Annotated in this window: 17 protein-coding genes; 11 read left to right on the forward strand and 6 right to left on the reverse strand. The window is 72.4% G+C overall.

Going from position 1 to position 17,448, the window contains the following annotated elements:
- The first annotated feature begins 88 nt into the window (after positions 1-88).
- The 7 genes from DVH02_RS14775 (at position 89) to DVH02_RS14805 (ending at position 7,181) form a co-directional block, all read left to right on the forward strand.
- Positions 89-1,285 (forward strand): zinc-dependent alcohol dehydrogenase, encoded by a 1,197-nt coding sequence (locus tag DVH02_RS14775; protein ID WP_199566286.1) that lies wholly within the window; start codon positions 89-91, stop codon positions 1,283-1,285.
- On the forward strand, positions 1,282-2,118 hold the full coding sequence (locus DVH02_RS14780) for an SDR family oxidoreductase (RefSeq protein WP_114624270.1): 837 nt from the start codon (positions 1,282-1,284) through the stop codon (positions 2,116-2,118). The genes DVH02_RS14775 and DVH02_RS14780 overlap by 4 nt, the downstream gene beginning before the upstream one ends.
- 3 nt (positions 2,119-2,121) lie before the next feature.
- Positions 2,122-3,114: a 2-hydroxyacid dehydrogenase gene (locus DVH02_RS14785; RefSeq protein ID WP_114624271.1), complete on the forward strand. Its 993-nt coding sequence runs from the start codon at positions 2,122-2,124 to the stop codon at positions 3,112-3,114.
- A complete protein-coding gene (locus DVH02_RS14790; protein WP_114624272.1) occupies positions 3,111-4,283 on the forward strand; it encodes a sugar kinase in 1,173 nt (390 codons plus the stop codon). Before DVH02_RS14785 ends, DVH02_RS14790 begins: the two co-directional genes overlap by 4 nt.
- The gene (locus DVH02_RS14795) at positions 4,255-5,016 is read left to right on the forward strand and encodes an IclR family transcriptional regulator (RefSeq protein WP_114624293.1); all 762 of its coding nucleotides are present in this window, start codon (positions 4,255-4,257) and stop codon (positions 5,014-5,016) included. The genes DVH02_RS14790 and DVH02_RS14795 overlap by 29 nt, the downstream gene beginning before the upstream one ends.
- Positions 5,003-5,611 (forward strand): bifunctional 4-hydroxy-2-oxoglutarate aldolase/2-dehydro-3-deoxy-phosphogluconate aldolase, encoded by a 609-nt coding sequence (locus DVH02_RS14800; protein ID WP_114624273.1) that lies wholly within the window; start codon positions 5,003-5,005, stop codon positions 5,609-5,611. The genes DVH02_RS14795 and DVH02_RS14800 overlap by 14 nt, the downstream gene beginning before the upstream one ends.
- Before the next feature lie 199 nt (positions 5,612-5,810).
- Positions 5,811-7,181, forward strand: a complete 1,371-nt coding sequence (locus tag DVH02_RS14805) for an MFS transporter (RefSeq protein WP_114624274.1) — start codon at positions 5,811-5,813, stop codon at positions 7,179-7,181.
- An 84-nt stretch (positions 7,182-7,265) separates the two neighbouring features.
- On the opposite strand, the gene DVH02_RS14810 is transcribed toward DVH02_RS14805, so the two are convergent.
- From DVH02_RS14810 to DVH02_RS14835, 6 genes are all read right to left on the reverse strand, one after another.
- Complete coding sequence (locus DVH02_RS14810; RefSeq protein ID WP_114624275.1) at positions 7,266-8,510, reverse strand: cytochrome P450; 1,245 nt, start codon at positions 8,508-8,510, stop codon at positions 7,266-7,268.
- On the reverse strand, positions 8,507-9,757 hold the full coding sequence (locus DVH02_RS14815) for an NAD(P)-binding domain-containing protein (RefSeq protein ID WP_114624276.1): 1,251 nt from the start codon (positions 9,755-9,757) through the stop codon (positions 8,507-8,509). Before DVH02_RS14815 ends, DVH02_RS14810 begins: the two co-directional genes overlap by 4 nt.
- Positions 9,754-10,989 carry an NAD(P)/FAD-dependent oxidoreductase gene (locus tag DVH02_RS14820; RefSeq protein ID WP_114624294.1) on the reverse strand — a complete coding sequence of 412 codons (1,236 nt, stop codon included), beginning with the start codon at positions 10,987-10,989 and terminating at the stop codon, positions 9,754-9,756. The genes DVH02_RS14815 and DVH02_RS14820 overlap by 4 nt, the downstream gene beginning before the upstream one ends.
- The gene (locus tag DVH02_RS14825) at positions 10,956-11,150 is read right to left on the reverse strand and encodes a ferredoxin (protein WP_114624277.1); all 195 of its coding nucleotides are present in this window, start codon (positions 11,148-11,150) and stop codon (positions 10,956-10,958) included. The genes DVH02_RS14820 and DVH02_RS14825 overlap by 34 nt, the downstream gene beginning before the upstream one ends.
- Positions 11,151-11,367: 217 nt before the next feature.
- Positions 11,368-12,114, reverse strand: coding sequence for a TetR/AcrR family transcriptional regulator (locus tag DVH02_RS14830; protein ID WP_114624278.1), 747 nt, complete (start codon positions 12,112-12,114; stop codon positions 11,368-11,370).
- Positions 12,115-12,311: 197 nt separating this feature from the next.
- Entirely contained in the window at positions 12,312-12,974 is a 663-nt protein-coding gene (locus DVH02_RS14835; protein ID WP_233518228.1) for a GntR family transcriptional regulator, read from the reverse strand.
- A 165-nt stretch (positions 12,975-13,139) separates the two neighbouring features.
- Between DVH02_RS14835 and DVH02_RS14840 the strand changes: the two genes are divergently transcribed.
- The 4 genes from DVH02_RS14840 to DVH02_RS14855 all read left to right on the forward strand — a co-directional run bounded on the left by DVH02_RS14840 (position 13,140) and on the right by DVH02_RS14855 (position 17,444).
- Complete coding sequence (locus tag DVH02_RS14840) at positions 13,140-14,414, forward strand: PrpF domain-containing protein (protein ID WP_114624280.1); 1,275 nt, start codon at positions 13,140-13,142, stop codon at positions 14,412-14,414.
- Positions 14,415-14,669: 255 nt separating this feature from the next.
- A complete protein-coding gene (locus tag DVH02_RS14845; protein WP_114624281.1) occupies positions 14,670-15,695 on the forward strand; it encodes an amidohydrolase family protein in 1,026 nt (341 codons plus the stop codon).
- Between the two features lie 25 nt (positions 15,696-15,720).
- Positions 15,721-16,404: a 4-carboxy-4-hydroxy-2-oxoadipate aldolase/oxaloacetate decarboxylase gene (ligK, locus tag DVH02_RS14850; RefSeq protein WP_114624282.1), complete on the forward strand. Its 684-nt coding sequence runs from the start codon at positions 15,721-15,723 to the stop codon at positions 16,402-16,404.
- Positions 16,405-16,520: 116 nt separating this feature from the next.
- The gene (locus tag DVH02_RS14855; protein WP_114624283.1) at positions 16,521-17,444 is read left to right on the forward strand and encodes an amidohydrolase family protein; all 924 of its coding nucleotides are present in this window, start codon (positions 16,521-16,523) and stop codon (positions 17,442-17,444) included.
- The last annotated feature ends 4 nt before the right edge of the window (positions 17,445-17,448 follow it).

Here is a 17,448-nt window from a genome sequence, read left to right on the forward strand (position 1 = left end):
GTCCGGACCGTTGACACCTTAAACCCGGGCGACCTATGTTTTGCACATACCGCTCACGCATTGCAATATGTGCAACCAGGAGGACGTTTTGGACACCGGATCGGACAGCGGGCCGGGCGTGGACGCCGGATCGCGAACGGGGCCGGACGCGGGATCCGGCACCGGCACGCGGCCGGGCGGTGGCACCCACCCGGGTGGTGGCACGGACCGGCGCGGTGGCACGATGCGCGCCGTGAAGTGGGCCGGGCCCGGCCGGCTCGACGAGCACGAGGTGCCGGTCCCGTCCGTCCTGCCGGGCCGGGTACTGGTCCGGGTCTCCCGGGTCGGGGTGTGCGGCTCGGACCTGGCGATCCTGCGCGGCCAGCACGCCCGTGCCGAGCCCGGGGTGATCCTCGGGCACGAGTTCGTCGGTACGGTCGCGGCGGCCGACGCGGCGGACGCCCCGCCGGTGGGCAGCCAGGTCGCCGTACGGCCGCTGATCGCCTGCGCCGACCGGGGCACCGTGCCGCCGTGCCGCGCCTGCGCGTCCGGCAACGCCCATGTGTGCGTCGCGCTCGGCCTGTACGGCGTGGACGAGCCCGGCGGTCTCGCCGGATACGTCTCCGTACGCGCCGCCGCCGTCCACCCGGTGGCCCCGGCGGTCCCGCCCGCACGGGCCGCGCTCGCCGAACCGCTGGCCGTGGCCGTGCACGCGGTGTCCCGCTCGGGACTGACCGCGGGCGCCACCGTCGTGGTCTTCGGCGCGGGTCCGATCGGGCTGTTCACCGCGCTGGTCGCCCGGCGCGGCGGCGCCGGGGACGTCCTGATCGTCGAGCCCAACGCCTGGCGGCGTGAGATCGCCGAACGGTACGGGTTCGCCACCCTGCCCGCCGGAGCGGACACCCCGGCGCTGATCCGCGCACGCACCCGGGGTGAGGGCGCCGACCTCGTCTTCGACTCGGCGGGGCATCCGTCGGTCGCGCTCCAGCTCACCGAGGCGGCCAGGATCCAGGGCACCATCGTCGTCGTCGGCGTCTACAAGACACCGCCGCCGGTGGACCTGCGTACGGTCAACTTCGCCGAACACCGGCTGATCGGCACCCGGGTGTACACCCGCGAGGACTTCGGCACGGCGGTCGGCCTCATCGAGACGGACGAGCTGGGCCTGTCCGCCCTTCCCACGCGCACCTACCCGCTCGACGAGGCGGCCGACGCGTTCGCCGCCGCGGGCGGCGGCGAGGGCAGTGTGAAAGTACTGATCGAGCCGGGTCACACCTCCGGAGAGCGGGAGCAGGGGAACGCATGACGGACACCACACGTACGGACACCACGCCCAGGGACACCACGGACCTGGGCCGGGCGGGTACGGGCGGAGCCCCCGCGCCCCGGGGCGCCTGGGTCATCGGCGGCGGCAGCGGCATCGGCCGCGCCACGGCGCTGCGTCTCGCGCGCGACGGCTACCGCGTCGCCGTCTCCGGTCGGCGCGAGGCGCTGCTGGCCGAGACCGTCGCGGAGATCACCGGGGCGGGCGGCCTGGCCGTGCCCGTACCGGTCGACGTGACGGACGAGGACTCGGTCTCGGCGGCCCACCGCGCCGCGGCGGACGGCGCGGGACCACTGGAGGTGCTGGTCTGCTCGGCCGGCACCAACGTGCCCAACCGCTGGTGGGCCGAGCTGACCGGCGGAGACTTCGACCGGGTCGTCGACACCAACCTCAACGCGGTGGTGCGCTGCGTGCTCGCGGTCCTCCCCGGATTCCGGGCGGCGGGCTTCGGCCAGATCGTCGTCGTGTCCTCCTGGGCCGGCCGGCACTACATGTCCGCGGCCGGAGCCGCCTACAGCGCGAGCAAGACGGCGCTGGGCTCGCTGGTCGAGACGCTGAACGACCAGGAGGGGCGCCACGGGGTACGGGCGACCCAGCTGTGTCCCGGGGAGGTGGACACGCCGATCCTGCGCACCCGGCCCGTCCCGCCGCCGCCCGAGGAGATCGCCCGCATGCTCGTCCCGGAGGACGTCGCGGACGTCGTCGCCGCCGTGACCGCGCTGCCGCGCCACGTCTGCGTCAACGAACTGGTCGTCACCCCGGTCTGGAACCGCATGTACATCGACAACAGCGCCTACCGGCCGGACGGGGGCTGAGACATGCGCGTCGTCGTCTCCGACGAGAACATCTGGCCGCACCTGCGCGACAGCGCCGAACTGGCCCACCGGGCGGTCGAGTTGACCGCTGTCCCGTTCGGCGACCGGGCCCGGCTCCTCGAAGGCATCGGCCGGGCCGACGCCTACGTCGGGGTCCACTTCGACGAGGAGTGCGCCCGCGCGGCCGGACCCGGCTTCGCCTTCCTCCAGGTCACCGCCGCGGGCACCGACCACGTGGCGCTCGGCGCACTGCCCGCCTCCGTCACGGTCGCCAACGCCCACGGCCACGGCCGCTCCATCGCGGAACACGTCCTGATGGTCACTCTCGCGGCCCGCCGCCACCTGCTCTGGCGCGACGCGGAGCTGCGGCAGGGCCGCTGGCGCACCCGGATGAGCGACCCCACGGCGCCCCTGTTCGCCACCCTGCCCGGCACCGTCGTCGGCATCATCGGCCTGGGACACATCGGCCGGGCCATCGCCCGGCTCTCCCGCGCCGTGGGCATGGTGCCGATCGGGGTACGGCGCTCCGCGCGCCACCGCGACACCACGGACCCCGACCTGGCGTGGAGCGACGGCATGGCCGCGCTGGACGAGATGATCGAAGCCTGCGACGTCCTGGTGGTGGCCTGCCCCCTGACCGACGAGACCCGCGGCCTCGTCGACGCGGCCCGGCTCCGGCGGCTGGGCGCGAGCGGCACGCTGGTCAACGTCGGCAGGGGAGCCGTCGTCGACGAGGCCGCCCTCTACACCGCGCTGCGGGACGGGACGATCGCCTCCGCCGCCCTCGACGTATGGACCACCCAGGCCACCAGCGGCACCGCCCCGCCCTCGCCCCACCCGTTCACGGAGCTGGACAACGTCATCATGACCCCCCACTACTCGGCCACGGCCGACAACACCTACCAGGAAAGGGCCGCCGAGGTCGTCGACAACCTCCTCCGGTTCCTCGACGGGGTCCCACCGAGGAACACGCTCAGGGGCGGTGTGCTGTCATGACCGGCACCCCCGCTTCGGACGCCCCCGAGGACATTCCCGCCGAGGACATTCCCGCCGCGGACATTCCCGCGGCGGCGATCCCGACAACAGGAGCCCTGGCAGCAGGCGTCCCGGCAGCAGGCGTCCCGGCGGCAGGCACCCTCGCAGCGGACCCGGCCGCCCCGGCCCCGCTCGACCTGCTCGCCGTCGGCGAGACCATGGTGATGGTCACCCCGCGCCACGGCGGCGGGCTGACCACCGACAACACCTTCGTACTGCGGCCGGGCGGCGCCGAGTCGAACGTCGCGGCCCTCATGGCCCGGCTCGGCCACACCACGGCCTGGGCGGGCGCCGTGGGCGCCGACCCGTTCGGCGAGCTGATCACCGGCACACTGCGCGACCAGGGCGTCGACGTGGGGCTCGTACGGCGCGACGCGCACCGTCCCACCGCCGTCTACTTCAAGCACCCGAGCGACGAGGGCACCCAGGTCTTCTACTACCGCAGCGGCTCGGCGGCGACCGCGATGCACACCGGTGACGTCGCCGCCTGGCGCACCAGACCGGCACGCGTCACCCACCTCTCCGGCATCACCGCGGCGATCTCCGGGCAGGGCCTGGACCTCGTACGACACCTGGTCCGCGACCGCCCGCTGGGACCGGCCCCGGTCAGCTTCGACGTCAACCACCGCCCCGTCCTGTGGGGCCCCGGCCGGGGCCCGGCGGAACTCCTCGACCTGGCCCGGCACAGCGACATCGTCTTCGTCGGCCGGGACGAGGCCCAGGAGCTGTGGGGGACCTCCGACGCGCGGAGCGTACGCGACCTGCTGCCCGAACCGGCCCACCTCCTCGTCAAGGACGCGGCGGTCGAGGCGGTCGCCTTCACCCCCGACGGCGTCTTCCGCGCACCTGCGCGCAAGGTGGAGGTCGTCGACGCCGTCGGCGCGGGGGACGCCTTCGCCGCGGGCTGGCTCAGCGGACTGCTCGACGGCCGGGACCAGGAGACCCGGCTGCGGCTCGGCCACTACGCCGCCTCCCAGGTGCTGCTGTCCCCCTCCGACCACGCCGATCTGCCGCCCGCCCACCAGGCCGTGGCCCTGCTGGAGAATGGTCCGCCGCACACCGGTACGACGTCCGTACCGCCGATCGAAGGGCAGGCCATCCGTGTCGCAGACCGTAGCGCGCGCCATTGACATCATCGGGTTCGTCTCGCAGCGGCCCCGTTCCCTGGGCGAGATCGCCGAGCGGCTCGGGGTCCACAAGTCGACCGCGCTGCGCCTGCTCCAGACCCTGGAGGAAGGCGGGTTCGTCCGGCGGCTGCCCGAAGGCGGCTACGCGATGGGCTTCCAGCTCATCGCGCTGGGCCAGCTCGCGCTCGACCAGGTCGAGGCCCGCTCGCTGGCCAGGCCGGTCCTCCAGGAGCTGAGCGAACGGTACGGACACACCGTCCACCTCGGCGAACTCGTCGGGGACGGGGTCGTCTACGTCGACAAGATCGACGGACGCGGCAGTGTGGCCATGGGCTCCCGGATCGGGCTGCCCGCACAGACGCACACCGCGGGCGTGGCCAAGGTCATCACCGCCTTCCAGGACGACGCCACCCGCGCCCGCATCCTCGACCACGCGACGTACGAGCGGTACACCCCGACCACCGTCACCGACCGGGCCACCCTCGAAGCCGAACTGGACCTCACCCGCTCCCGCGGCTGGGCCGAGGACAACGGCGAACACGAGGACTACATCAACTGCGTCGCCCTGCCCGTCTTCGACGCCCGGGGCAGGGCGACCCATGGCATTTCGATCACCGCGCTGAGCGCGGCGGCACCGCTGACGGAACTCCGCGGCCACATCGAGGAGTTCCGCCGCGCCGCCCAGCAGGTGTCCCAAAGACTCGGCTGGAGAGGAGACGACCGTGGAAACCGATGAATTCTTCCGGGACCACTTCGCACGCAACCCCGTACTGGGCATCTTCCGCAATCTCACCCCGGAACGGACGGTGGAGATGTGCGAGCGGGCCTGGGACTTCGGAGTGGAACTGGTCGAGGTCCCCGTACAGACCCCCGACGCGCTCCCCGCGCTGCGGGCGGCGATCGCCGCCGCAGCGCCCCTCGGAAAACGGATCGGCGCCGGTACGGTCACCTCGGCCGAGCAGCTGACCGCGGTCCATGACCTGGGCGCCGCCTTCACCGTGGCGCCCGGGTTCCATCCCGAGGTCGTCGCCGGATCGGCACGCCTCGGCCTGCCCCATCTGCCCGGCGTGGCCACCGCCACCGAGATCGCCGGAGCCCTCGCGGCGGGCCACACCTGGCTCAAGGCGTTCCCCGCGAAACAGCTGGGCCCCGACTGGATAGCGGCCCACCTCGCCCCGTTCCCCATGGCGCGCTTCGTCGCGACGGGCGGGGTGGACGCCTCGAACGCCGCCTCGTTCCTCGCCGCGGGCTGCCGGGGCGTCGCCGTCGGCTCGGCCCTCTCCGATCCCGAGGCGCTCCTCGCGCTCCGGCAGGCGGTCGCCGCGCGCTGAGGACCCTGTCCCGCGCCGCCCGTTCCGCCCTCCCTCTCCCCAGTACCCCGCCCGGCGCCCGGCGCCGTGCCGGGCGGCCCGTCCTTCCCCGCGCACGCCGCGCGTGCGCGGGGAGCGGCCCCGGCCAGGTGCTCACCGCCCCACATCGCGCTCTGCCTTTCAACGACGAACAGCGACAGCGATCCAGAAAAGAGTCACCGTGACACAGCAGCCGCCTTCTCCACCCGTGTACGACAAGCGGGCCACCAGAAGAGTCGTCATCGCCAGCTCCATCGGCACGGTCATCGAGTGGTACGACTTCGCGCTCTACGGAGCCGCCTCGGCCCTGGTGTTCGGCCCCCTGTTCTTCCCCGACCAGTCCACGGTCGCGGGCACCCTCGCCTCCTTCGCCATCTTCGCCGTGGCCTTCTTCGTCCGGCCCCTCGGCGGTCTGCTCGCCGCGCACATCGGGGACCGGGTGGGCCGCAAGCCCGTCCTGATCTTCACCATCAGCCTGATGGGCGCGGCCACTGTCGCCGTCGGACTGCTCCCCACGTACGAGACGATCGGCGTGTGGGCACCGATCCTGCTCGCCCTCACCCGCATGCTCCAGGGGCTCGGCGCGGGAGCCGAGTTCGCCGGTGCGGTCACGGCGGTGTCGGAGTACACACCGGCACACCGCCGAGGCTTCTACACCTCGTTCTCCCAGGCGTCCGTCGGGCTCGCCTTCGTGCTGTCGACCGGGTTCTTCGCCGTCCTGGGCGCCGTGCCGCGCGACATCCTGCTCGGCTGGGCCTGGCGCGTCCCGTTCCTCGCGAGCTTCGTCATCTTCGGCGTGGCCCTCTTCATCCGCCGCAGGATCGAGGAGACCCCCGAGTTCCTCGCAGCGAAGAAGACCGCGGGCCGGGGCGACGCCGCCGCTCCGCGGAAGATCCCGCTGATACAGGCGCTGCGCGAGAGCCCCCGTCAGCTCGTCATCGGGCTGCTCTGCGGCTCCGGACTGAACGTGGCCGGTTACCTCGTCAACACGTTCTCGCTGAGCTACATCAAGAACACACTCGACATGTCCGCCACGGTGGCCACCGTGGGTGTCATCGCGGCCACCGGCACCAGCATCTTCACCGTCCCGCTCTTCGGGCTCCTCTCCGACCGGATCGGCCGGATGCCCGTACTGGCCGGCGGAGCCGTCTTCACGGCGCTGTACATCCCGCCGTTCTTCCTGCTGCTCGACACCAGGCAGCCGGTCCTCGTCGTGCTGGCCATGGCCGTGGCGTACGGCGTGGGACAGAGCGCCATGCTCGGCTCGCAGTCCGCCTTCCTGGCCGAACTCTTCGAGACCCGCTACCGGTTCACCGCGATCGCCGCGTCCCGGGAACTCAACGTCATGGTGCTCGGCGGCACGACCCCGTTCATCGCCACCGCCCTCGTCGCGGTCAGCGGCGGCCCCTGGCTCGTCGTCGGCTTCGTCGTCCTCTGCCAGCTCCTGACCATCTTCGCCGTCCTCTACGCCCGGCACATCGCGCGCGGCTCCGGCGCCCGCCGGGACGGGGCCACGGACCCGAGCACACCCGCCGCGTCGCTGCGCGGCTGACTCTCCCCGGGTCGACCAACGCCGACCGGGCAGGACCGGCAGGGGAGCCCGGTCCTGCCCGGCGAGTCGTCGGACGACGGAAGGTCAGCGGGTGACCATGAGCTTGCGGACGCCGTAGTTGGTGCCGGTGAAGTCCATGGGGACCTCCTCCAGGGAGCCGGCGAGCCGCAGGTTCGGGAAGCGCTGGAACAGCTTGGGCAGGACGGTCTTCAGCTCGGCCCGTGCGACGTTCTGGCCGAGACACGCGTGGACGCCGTAGCCGAAGCCCATGTGCCGGGCCATCTTGCGGTCGATGTCCAGGGTGTCGGGGTCCTGGAAGGCACGGGGGTCTCGGTTGGCGGCGTTCATCGCGACCACCACCAGCTCGCCCTTCTTGATCTGCGCTCCGCCGATCTCCAGATCCTCCTTCGCCACCCGGCCCAGGCCGAACTGGACGATGGTCAGGTAGCGCATCAGCTCCTCGACCGCGGTGCCCATCTTCTCCGGATGCTCCATCAGCTCCGCGCGCTGCTCGTCATGCGTGAGCAGGGTGAGTGTGGACAGGCCCATCATGGCGGCCGTGGTGTCGTGCCCGGCGAACAGCAGCAGCACGCCCAGGCCGATGAGCTGCCGTTCGCTCAGTATCGCGTCCTCGCCGTCGGCCTTGTTGATGAGTTCGGCGAGGATGCCGTCGGTGGCACCGGTACGGCGTTTCTCGGCGACCAGGCCGGTGATGTAACGGATCAGCCAGTGGGCGCCCTTGTCGCGCACCTCGCGGCTCTTGCCCATGTCCATCAGGTCCACCGTGGCCTCGTGGAAGCCGTCGCGGTCCTCGTAGGGGACGCCGAGCAGCTCGCAGATCACCAGGCACGGAATGGGCAGCGCCATGGCCTGGACGAAGTCGAACGTCTCCGGACCGGCGGCGATGGCGTCCAGGTGGTCGTCCACGATCTTGTCGATGTACGGCTGCAACTTGTTCTGGACGGCCTTCGGTGTGAAGCGGCCGGTGAGCAGCCGACGGTAGGCGCCGTGCTCGGGTTCGTCCATCATCACGAAGCCCACGTCGAACGGCGCGCTGTCGTCGGCCTCGTCGACCTCGCCCTCGGGCGTGTCGTGGCGCGGACGCCTCGCGCTCAGCCGCGGGTCGCTGAAGACCTGGCTGCCCTCTTCGAAGCGGGTGACCATCCAGCCGGCCGAGCCGTTGGGGAAGCGCACCTTGACGATGGGCTGGTCCTCGCGCAGCCGGGTGTACTCGGCGGGCGGGTCGAGGGGGTTGAGCGGGTCGCGGGTGACGGGCTGGCTGATGAGGGGCTGGTCGCCGACGGGCTGGTTGCTGAGGGACTCGGTCATTTCTGCTCCTGCGCGGTGGGGGGCTGCGCCGCGGTGTGCGCGTCGATCGCGGCGGTGATGCCCGCGTGGGTGGCTGTGGCTTTGCACCAGCCGGTGTAGACGGCCAGATGGAGTACGGCCTCACGCAGCTGGTCGGGGGTGAACTCGTCGTTGACCAGGCCGCCGTTGGCGATGATCTGGATCAGCTCCGCCCGGCCGACGGTGGCGGCGACGCCGAGGGTGAGCAGCCGGCGGTCGCGAACGGACAGGCCCTCGCGCCCCCAGACCTGGGCGAAGAGGTAGTCGACGGTCTGGTCGGTGAAGGGATCGTTGGCCCCCTGGACCGCGGTGCTGAAGCCGGGGCCGTAGACCTGGTCCATCATGTCCAGGCCGAACCGGTGCAGATCGTCGCCGGCCGCGGGCGGCTGCTCGGCCAGCTCCAGCGTCTGCCGGGCCCGGGTGCGGACGACATCCACCAGGGGGACGTCGACGCCGAGCGCGGCGGCCAGGTCGCGTGCGGCGTCGAGGTCCTTGGTCATCAGCGGCTCGATCTGCCGGCCGACGGCGTCGGGCAGGGCGTCGCCGGGGCCGTGCATACGCAGCAGTTGCAGCAGGGTGCGGCCCTCGGGGTCGGCGGTGTCGATGACCTCGGCGAGCCGGGCCGGGTCCACCCCGGCGGCGCGGGCCAGCGCGGCGGCCTCGGAGACGGTGCGCCAGCTGCCGTAGGTGATGACATTGCGGGCGATCTTGGTGGCCATGCCGGCGCCGAGCGGGCCGCAGTGCACGACCTTCTTGGCCCAGCCGTCCAGTACGGGCCGCGCCGCGTCCACGGTGGTCTGTTCTCCGCCGAGGATGGCGACCATGCCGTGCTCGGCGGCCTTGTCGCCCGGTGTCACCCCGCAGTCGAGGAAGCCCACGTCGTGCCGGGCGCACAGGGCCCCCAGCTCGTGGACGACCGGCAGGGCGACGGTGGCCAGCAGGACGATGGTCAGCCCCGGGCGCGCGGCCGACAGCAGACCGTTCTCCCCGCCGATCACCTCACGCGCCTGGTCCGCGTTCACGACCGCGACCATCACCACGTCGGCGGTCCGGGCCACCTCGGCGGGGGAGGCCAGCGGGTCCGGGACACCGGCCAGGTTCGCCGAGGCGTCCGCCCGGATGTCGTGGACCGCCGGAACACGTCCGCTCCGGGCCAGGCTGACGGCCACGCCGCCGCCGATCATGCCCAGGCCGACCACGCCGGCCCCGAGATCCTGAACTTCGGTCATGGTGTGCTCCTCTCCTTGAGTTCGGCGGCCTCGGCCACCTGCGGGCGGTAACCCCGCAGGGCCCGCACCATGTTGACGCCGACCGCGGCGCAGACCCGGCCGTTCCTGCCGTACAGGGCGATCAGCCTGCGTTCGGCGAGGCCGCCCTCCACGATCCGCACCTCGTCGGCGTCGCGGGTGCGGCCGTAGATCTGGATCTTGAGGTCGTACTGATCGGTCCATACGTACGGGACCGTCTCGAAGGGGGCGGCGCGCTCCGGCCCGGCCAGGATGTTGCGGGCGACGGCCAGTCCCTGCTCGGCGGCGTTCGTGCGGTGCTCCACCCGTACCAGCTCACCGGTGCGCGGATCCGGCCACGAGGCGACGTCGCCGGCCGCCCAGACCCCGGATCCGGCGTGGAGCGTGGCGTCGCACACCACGCCGCCCGAGACCGGGACGCCGCTGCCGGCGAGCCACTCCACGTTGGGCCGCGCGCCGATGCCGACGAGAACGGCGTCCGCGGCGATGGTGCGGCCGTCGACGAGACGGACCCCGGAGGCCCGCCCGTCGGCCGTGAGCACCCGGTCGACCAGGACGCCGGTCTCCACACGCACGCCGTGCTCGGTGTGGACGGCGCGAAGCATGGCTCCCAGATCGTCGCCGAGCGCGTCCCCCATGGGCTGGGCTGTGTCGGTGACCATGGTGACCTCGCAGCCCAGTGCGCGGGCCACGGCAGCGGCCTCGGCGCCGACGAAACCGCCGCCGACGACCACCAGGTGCGGCTTCGCGGCCACGTCCTCGCGCAGGGCGAAGGCGTCCTCCAGGGTGCGCAGGACATGCACCCCGCCGATCCCCTCGGTCCCGGGCAGCCTGCGGGCGCGGGCGCCCGTGGCCACCACGAGAGCGTCATGGCCGACACGGCTGCCGTCGGCGAGCGCGACCTCGCCGGCGGCGGTGTCGAGGGCGGCGGCCCGGGTGCCGAGCCGCAGATCCAGATCGAGGGCCTCGATGGCGGCGGAATCCCGCAGTCGCAGCCGGTCCGCCTCCCACTGGCCCGACAGCAGCTGTTTGGACAGCGGCGGCCGGTCGTACGGGAGATGCGCTTCCTCACCGATGAGCGTCAGCCGGCCCGGGTAGCCCTCGCGCCGCAGTCCCTCCGCGACGCTCAGACCGGCCGCCGAGGCGCCGACCACGGTGATCCGGGAGGGGGCTGCGGCCGTCACTGCTCCACCTTGATGGCGGCGGCGGGGCAGACGGCCTCGGCCTGCCGCACCGTCTCGTACTGATCGGCCGGCGGATGGGGGTCGAGCAGGATCACGATGCCGTCCTCGTCCCGCTGGTCGAAGACCTCGGGGGCGGCCAGGACGCACTGGCCGGCGCCACAGCATTTGTCGAAGTCGATGGAAATCCGCATGGGGGGTCCACTTCCGTCAAGCCCTTGGGGGCGACGCGGGTCAGGCACCGGGGAATTAGTTGCCCCAGTAACCTAACTAAGTTCAGTCGAGACTGTACTCCTGGCCGGAGGGGGCGGCAACCGCCTCTGGGGATGGGGGGGATCCGCTCGTTCCCGCGTGTTCGGGGAGGCGCATCAGGCGCACACGGCGATGTGGCCGAAAGGGCCTCGGCCGGCTCTACGGCCGCGGGTCCCCGGGGCGCGAGGGCGACAGGATGTCCCGGATCAGCCGGGCGGCCTCGGTCTCCGCGGGGGCCGTGCGGGGGAGTGGCGGGACACCGGGCGGGCCGGTGACCAGCGAGTCGACCAGCCCGTCCGCCAGAAGCAGGGTCAGGGCTTCCGTCGACTCGTCGTGGTAGAGGCTGTGATGGAGCGCCACGCTGCCGTGCAGCCCGGACCACAGGGTCTGCGCCGCCTGCTCGACCGGCAGGGACAGCGCGTATCCGGCCTCCTGGCAGCTGTGAAGTTCAACGCGGAAACCCGCCGAGATGTGCCGGGCGGGGTGGCCGCTGATCCTGGACGGTTCGACCGTCGGCTGCCGCACCTCGAACATGAGCCGGTAGTGGCCGGGGTTGCCCATCGCGAACAGGCAGTAGGCGTGCGCCCGCGCGCGCAGCCTGCTCCGGGCGTCCGCGGGTCCTGCGGCCTCGGCGGCGGCGGCCATCCGGGCGACCAGCTCGTCGTATCTGTCCGCCAGGGCCGCCCACACCAGATCGGTCTTGTCGGCGAAGTGCAGGTAGATGCTCGGAGCGGAGATGCCCACCTCTTTGGCGACCGCGCGCATGGTCAGCTGGTCGGCGCTGCCCCACTCCGCGAGCAGATGCTGGACCGCGGCGACGATCTCCCGGCGCAGCCGCGCGCCCTGGCCGCGCGGGCTGCGTGCCCGTCCGCTCTCCGCTCCGGTGTCCGTGGACCGTGTCGCCATCAGTTGCCCTTTCCGCCTGACCACAGCCTAACCAGGCCGCGGCACGGGATCCGCCCGGCCCGGAGCGCCTCCGGTAGGGGCGGGCCCAGGCTCTCCGGCCGGTGAGGGGGCGCCGGGCGCACGGCGCGGGACTCCGCCGGGCCACGGTCCGTGTCGGCCGGCCCGCGGCGAGGGCTTCCGGGCGGCCGGAGACCGGACTACCGACCCTGGTCCGGAGTGGCCCCCAACTCCTCGATGACGCTGGCGAGATGCGCCTTCGCCGCCGCTTCGGCCGCGTCGGGGTCACCGGCCACGATCGCGTCGATGATCGCCAGATGCTGGGGCAGCGACCGCGTCGGGCGTCCCGGCCGCAGGGCGAGCCGGAACTGGTAGCGGACCATCTGCCCGTTCAACCGGTCCAGCAGCGCCTTCGCCACCTCCTGCGCACCCACCTCGGCGACCAGGTCGTGGAGGCGCCGGTTGAGCCCGGAGTAGGTGTCCAGCTCCCCGCCCGCCACCGCCGCGCGCATCGCCGCGCCGATCTCCAGCAGCCGCCCGTGGTGGGCCTCCGTGGCCCGCTCGGCGGCCCGCCGGGCGCACAGGCCCTCCAGCGAGGCGCGGCACTCCGTGATCTGGATGGCCTCCTCCACCGGGACCACCCGGATCCGGGCACCCCGGCGCGGGACCAGCTCGACGAGACCCTCGGCGGCGAGGTCCTGGAGCGCCTCGCGCGCCGCGCTGCGTGTCACGCCGAACGCCTCGGACAGCTCCTGCTCGATGAGCCGCTGCCCGGGGACCATGTCTCCGGCGGCCAGTGCCGCACGGATCCCCGCGCCGACCACGTTCCGGCCCTCCAGCCCGGTGACCTGTTTCTGCCCCACCCCTACCGCCTTCCTCGACCGGGCGACCGTCAACGCCTCGCGAGGAGGCAGTCTATCCGGCGGCACGGCGACCATGAACAATGCCGGAAACTTTTTCGTCAAATGGATTGTCAACAATTTGGTCGACGGTTAGGTTGGCGAGCGACATCGCACGGAGGGAATGCAATGGCGCAGCCCAAGGCGGCCGAGGCCGCCCCCGATCCCCGCCCGGGGCCACGGACGTACGGCGACCAGGTCGCCGTCCCCTGCCGGTTCATGCGCGGCGGTACTTCGCGCGGCCCGTTCTTCCGCGCCGCAGATCTGCCGACGGACCCCGCCGCGCGGGACGCCGTACTCCTGGCGGCCATGGGTTCGCCCGATCCGCGCCAGATCGACGGACTGGGCGGGGCGAACCCGCTGACGAGCAAGGCGGGCATCGTCGGTCCCGGCGACCGCCGGGACATCGACCTCGTGTTCCGGTTCGCACAGCTGCAACCCGACAGTGATCTCGTGGACACCACGGCGAACTGCGGCAACATGCTCGCGGCCGTGGTCCCCTTCGCCGTCGAGTCGGGTCTGCTGGTTCCGGACGGCGACACGACGACGGCGCGCGTTCTCACCCTCAACACCGGACTCGTCGCCGAGATCACCGTCCGTACCCCGCTGTCCGGGGCCCCCGGCGGCACGGGAGCGGACGAGGAAGCGGCCGGGGGAGCGGACGAGGAACCGGCCGGGGGAGCGGCCGACGGTTCGGCGGGAGGCACAGGGGCCCGGTACGTCGCGTACGACGGCGACACCGCCATCGACGGCGTGCCCGGCACCGCCGCCCCCGTCACCATCGGCTTCCTCGACACGGCGGGCTCCGTGTGCTCGGCCCTGCTGCCCACCGGCAACGTCCGCGACCGCGTCGAGGCGCCGGGCATCGGCCCCGTCGACGTCACCTGCATCGACAACGGGCAGCCCCTCGTGATCGTCGACGCGGCCGACCTGGGGCGCACCGGCCACGAGTCCGTCGGCGCGCTGAACGCCGACACCGAGCTGAAGGAGCGCCTGGAGGCGCTGCGGCTGGTCTGCGGTGAGCTGATGGGGCTCGGGGACGTGACCTCGAAGAACTACCCCAAGATGACGCTTGTCTCGCCGCCGGCCCACGGAGGCGCGATCAACACGCGCAGCTTCATCCCGCACGTCTGCCACGAGTCGATCGGCGTGCTCGCCGCCGTCACCGCGGCCACCGCCTGCGCGCTCGACGGAACGGTCGCCGCCGCGCTGGCCGCCGTACCGCCCGGCACCGACGTCAACGTCTCGGTGGAACACCCCGCGGGCGAGTTCACCGTGGCGCTCGGCCTGAGCCCGGACGAACCGCGACGCGTGACGAGATCGGCCCTGGTACGCACGGCACGGCTGATCATGGCCGGTGACGTGCTGATCCCCGGCGGCGCCTGGAACCCCCGGCTCCGCTGACCCGGCCGCACCCCGAACACCGCGCGATTCCCCAACACCTCGCCATTCCCGAACACCGCGCGATTCCGACACGAACCGCGAGTCCCGCACGAACCGCGAGTCCCGCACGAACCGCGAGTCCCGCACGAACCGCGAGTCACGCACGAACCGCGAGTCCCGCACGAACGCGAGCCCGCACGAACGCGAGCCCGCACGAACGCGAGCCCGCACGAACGCGAGCCCGCCCGACACGAACAAGCCCCAGGAGGAGCAGCGATGATCATCGACTGCCACGGCCACTACACCACCGCGCCCCCGGCGCTGGCGCAGTGGCGCGACCGCCAGATCGCCGCACTGTCCGATCCCGCGCTCGACGCCGACCCCGCCGATCCGCGGATCAGCGACGAGGAGTTGCGCCGGAGCGTCGAGGACAATCAGCTGAGGCTGATGGACGAACGCGGCATCGACCTGACGGTCTTCTCCCCGCGCGCCTCCTTCATGGCGCACCACATCGGTGACTTCCGTACCTCAGCCCGCTGGGCCGCTCTCTGCAACGAACTGGTCGCCCGGGTCTGCGCGCTGTACCCGGACCGCTTCGCCCCAGCCGCCATGCTGCCCCAGTCGCCCGGCACCGACCCGGCCACCTGCGTCCCGGAACTGGTCCGCTGCGTCGAGGAGTACGGGGCCGTCGCCGTGAACCTCAACCCCGACCCGTCCGGCGGACACTGGACGGCGCCACCGCTGACCGACCGCTCGTGGTACCCGCTCTACGAGAAGATGGTCGAGTACGACATTCCGGCCATGGTCCACGTCAGTACGAGCGACAACCCGGCGTTCCACACCACAGGAGCCCATTACCTCAACGCCGACACCACGGCGTTCATGCAGCTCGTGCAGGGCGATCTCTTCGCCGACTTCCCCGGTCTGCGGCTGGTCATCCCGCACGGCGGGGGAGCGGTCCCGTACCACTGGGGGCGCTTCCGGGGGCTGGCGATGGCGCTGGGCAGGCCGCCGATCGAGGAGTACGTGCTGGGCAACGTCTACTTCGACACGTGCGTCTACCACCAGCCCGGCATCGACCTGCTGCTCGATGTCGTACCCGCCCGCAACATCCTGTTCGCCTCGGAGATGATCGGCGCCGTCCGGGGCATCGACCCGGACACCGGCCACCACTTCGACGACACCCGCCGTTACGTGGAGGCCGCGGGGCTGTCCCGCGACACACTGGCCGGTCTCTGCGAACACAACGCGCGCACCGTCTACCCACGCCTCGACGCCCTGCTGAAGCAGCGGAAGCGCTGACCGGAGCGAAGGAACACCACGCATCATGAACACACTCGGAATCGTCCGCCGGAACATCACCAGGGCCTCCCGCCCGGATGTCGACGCGCTCGCGCCGTTCGGTGTCAGCACCATCCACGAGGCCATGGGGCGCACCGGACTGATGCGCCCCTACATCAGGCCCGTGTACCCCGGCGCCGCCTTCCACGGGACCGCCGTCACCGTGCTCCTCCAGCCCGGCGACAACTGGATGCTGCACGTGGCGGCCGAACAGCTCAGGCCCGGCGACGTGCTGGTGGCGGCCTGCACCACGGAGTCCGAGGACGGATTCTTCGGCGAACTGCTGGCCACCTCGGTCCGTGCCCAGGGCTGCGCGGGGCTGGTCATCGACGGCGGCTGCCGTGACGTGGCCGAGCTGCGGGAGATGGACTTCCCCGTCTTCAGCCGGGCCGTCAACGCGAAGGGCACCGTCAAGGCGACGCTCGGCTCGGTCAACGTGCCGGTCGTCTGCGCCAACGCGCTCGTCCGGCCGGGTGACGTGGTGGTCGCGGACGCCGACGGCGTCGTCGTCGTACCGGCCGACCAGGCCGGCGAGGTCGCCGAGGCGTCCCGCGCCCGTGAGGCCAACGAGGAGGAGAAGCGGCGGCGGTTCGCGGCCGGGGAACTCGGCCTCGACATGTACGCGATGCGCGAGCCGCTCCGCGCCGCCGGCCTCAGGTACGTCGACTGAGCCGCGCCCACCCGCGCGTGCCCAGCCGTCCACACCCGCGTACCCGCCCCGCACCACGCGCTTTTCGCACCCGCACCCGCACCACGCGCACCCGCACCCGTACGACCGGAGTTCCGATGAACGCACCCGCCCCCAAAACCCCGGGCTGGCTGGACTGGTACCCGAACCCGTCCCGGCCCGTCTTCGCCCTTCCGCCAGGAGCCGTCGACACCCACTGCCATGTGTTCGGCCCCCAGGACCGGTTCCCGTTCGCTCCCGAACGGAAGTACACCCCGTGCGACGGCGGGAAGGACCAGCTCTTCGCGCTGCGCGACCGGCTCGGCGTCAGCCGCAACGTCATCGTGCAGGCCACCTGCCACGGCGCGGACAACAGCGCCATGCTCGACGCCGTCCGCGCCTCCGGCGGCAGAGCCCGGGGCGTCGCGACCGTCCGCCCGGACATCGAGGACGCCGAACTGCGCCGCCTCCACGAGGCGGGGGTGCGCGGCGTTCGCTTCAACTTCCTGAAGCGGCTTGTCACCGCCGCGCCGCAGGACGAACTGGCCGCCGTGGCCCAGCGCATCGCACCCCTCGGCTGGCACGTCGTCCTCTACTTCGAGAGCGCCGACCTGCCCGAGCTGGAGGGATTTTTCGCCACGCTGCCGACACCCCTGGTCGTGGACCACATGGGACGATCGGATGTGACCGCGTCGCCCGACGGCCCGGAATTCAGCCGCTTCCTGCGCTTCGTCGAGCGCAACGACGTGTGGGTGAAGGTCAGTTGCCCCGAGCGGCTGAGCGTCACCGGCCCACCCGCCCTCGACGGTGAGCGCCACGCGTACACCGACGTGGTGCCCTTCTCCCGCCGCGTCGTCGAGGAGTTCCCCGACGACGTGCTGTGGGGCACCGACTGGCCGCACCCCAACCTCACCGACCACATGCCCGACGACGGTCTGCTCGTCGACCACGTGCCACTGGTCGCGGTCACCGCGGACCAGCGGCGGCGACTGCTGGTCGACAACCCGATGCGGCTCTACTGGCCCGACGAGCCGGCCGGCTGACCGC

Origin of the sequence: Streptomyces corynorhini, assembly GCF_003346515.1 — a bacterium.
In the GTDB taxonomy this organism is placed as follows: Bacteria; Actinomycetota; Actinomycetes; order Streptomycetales; family Streptomycetaceae; genus Streptomyces; species Streptomyces corynorhini.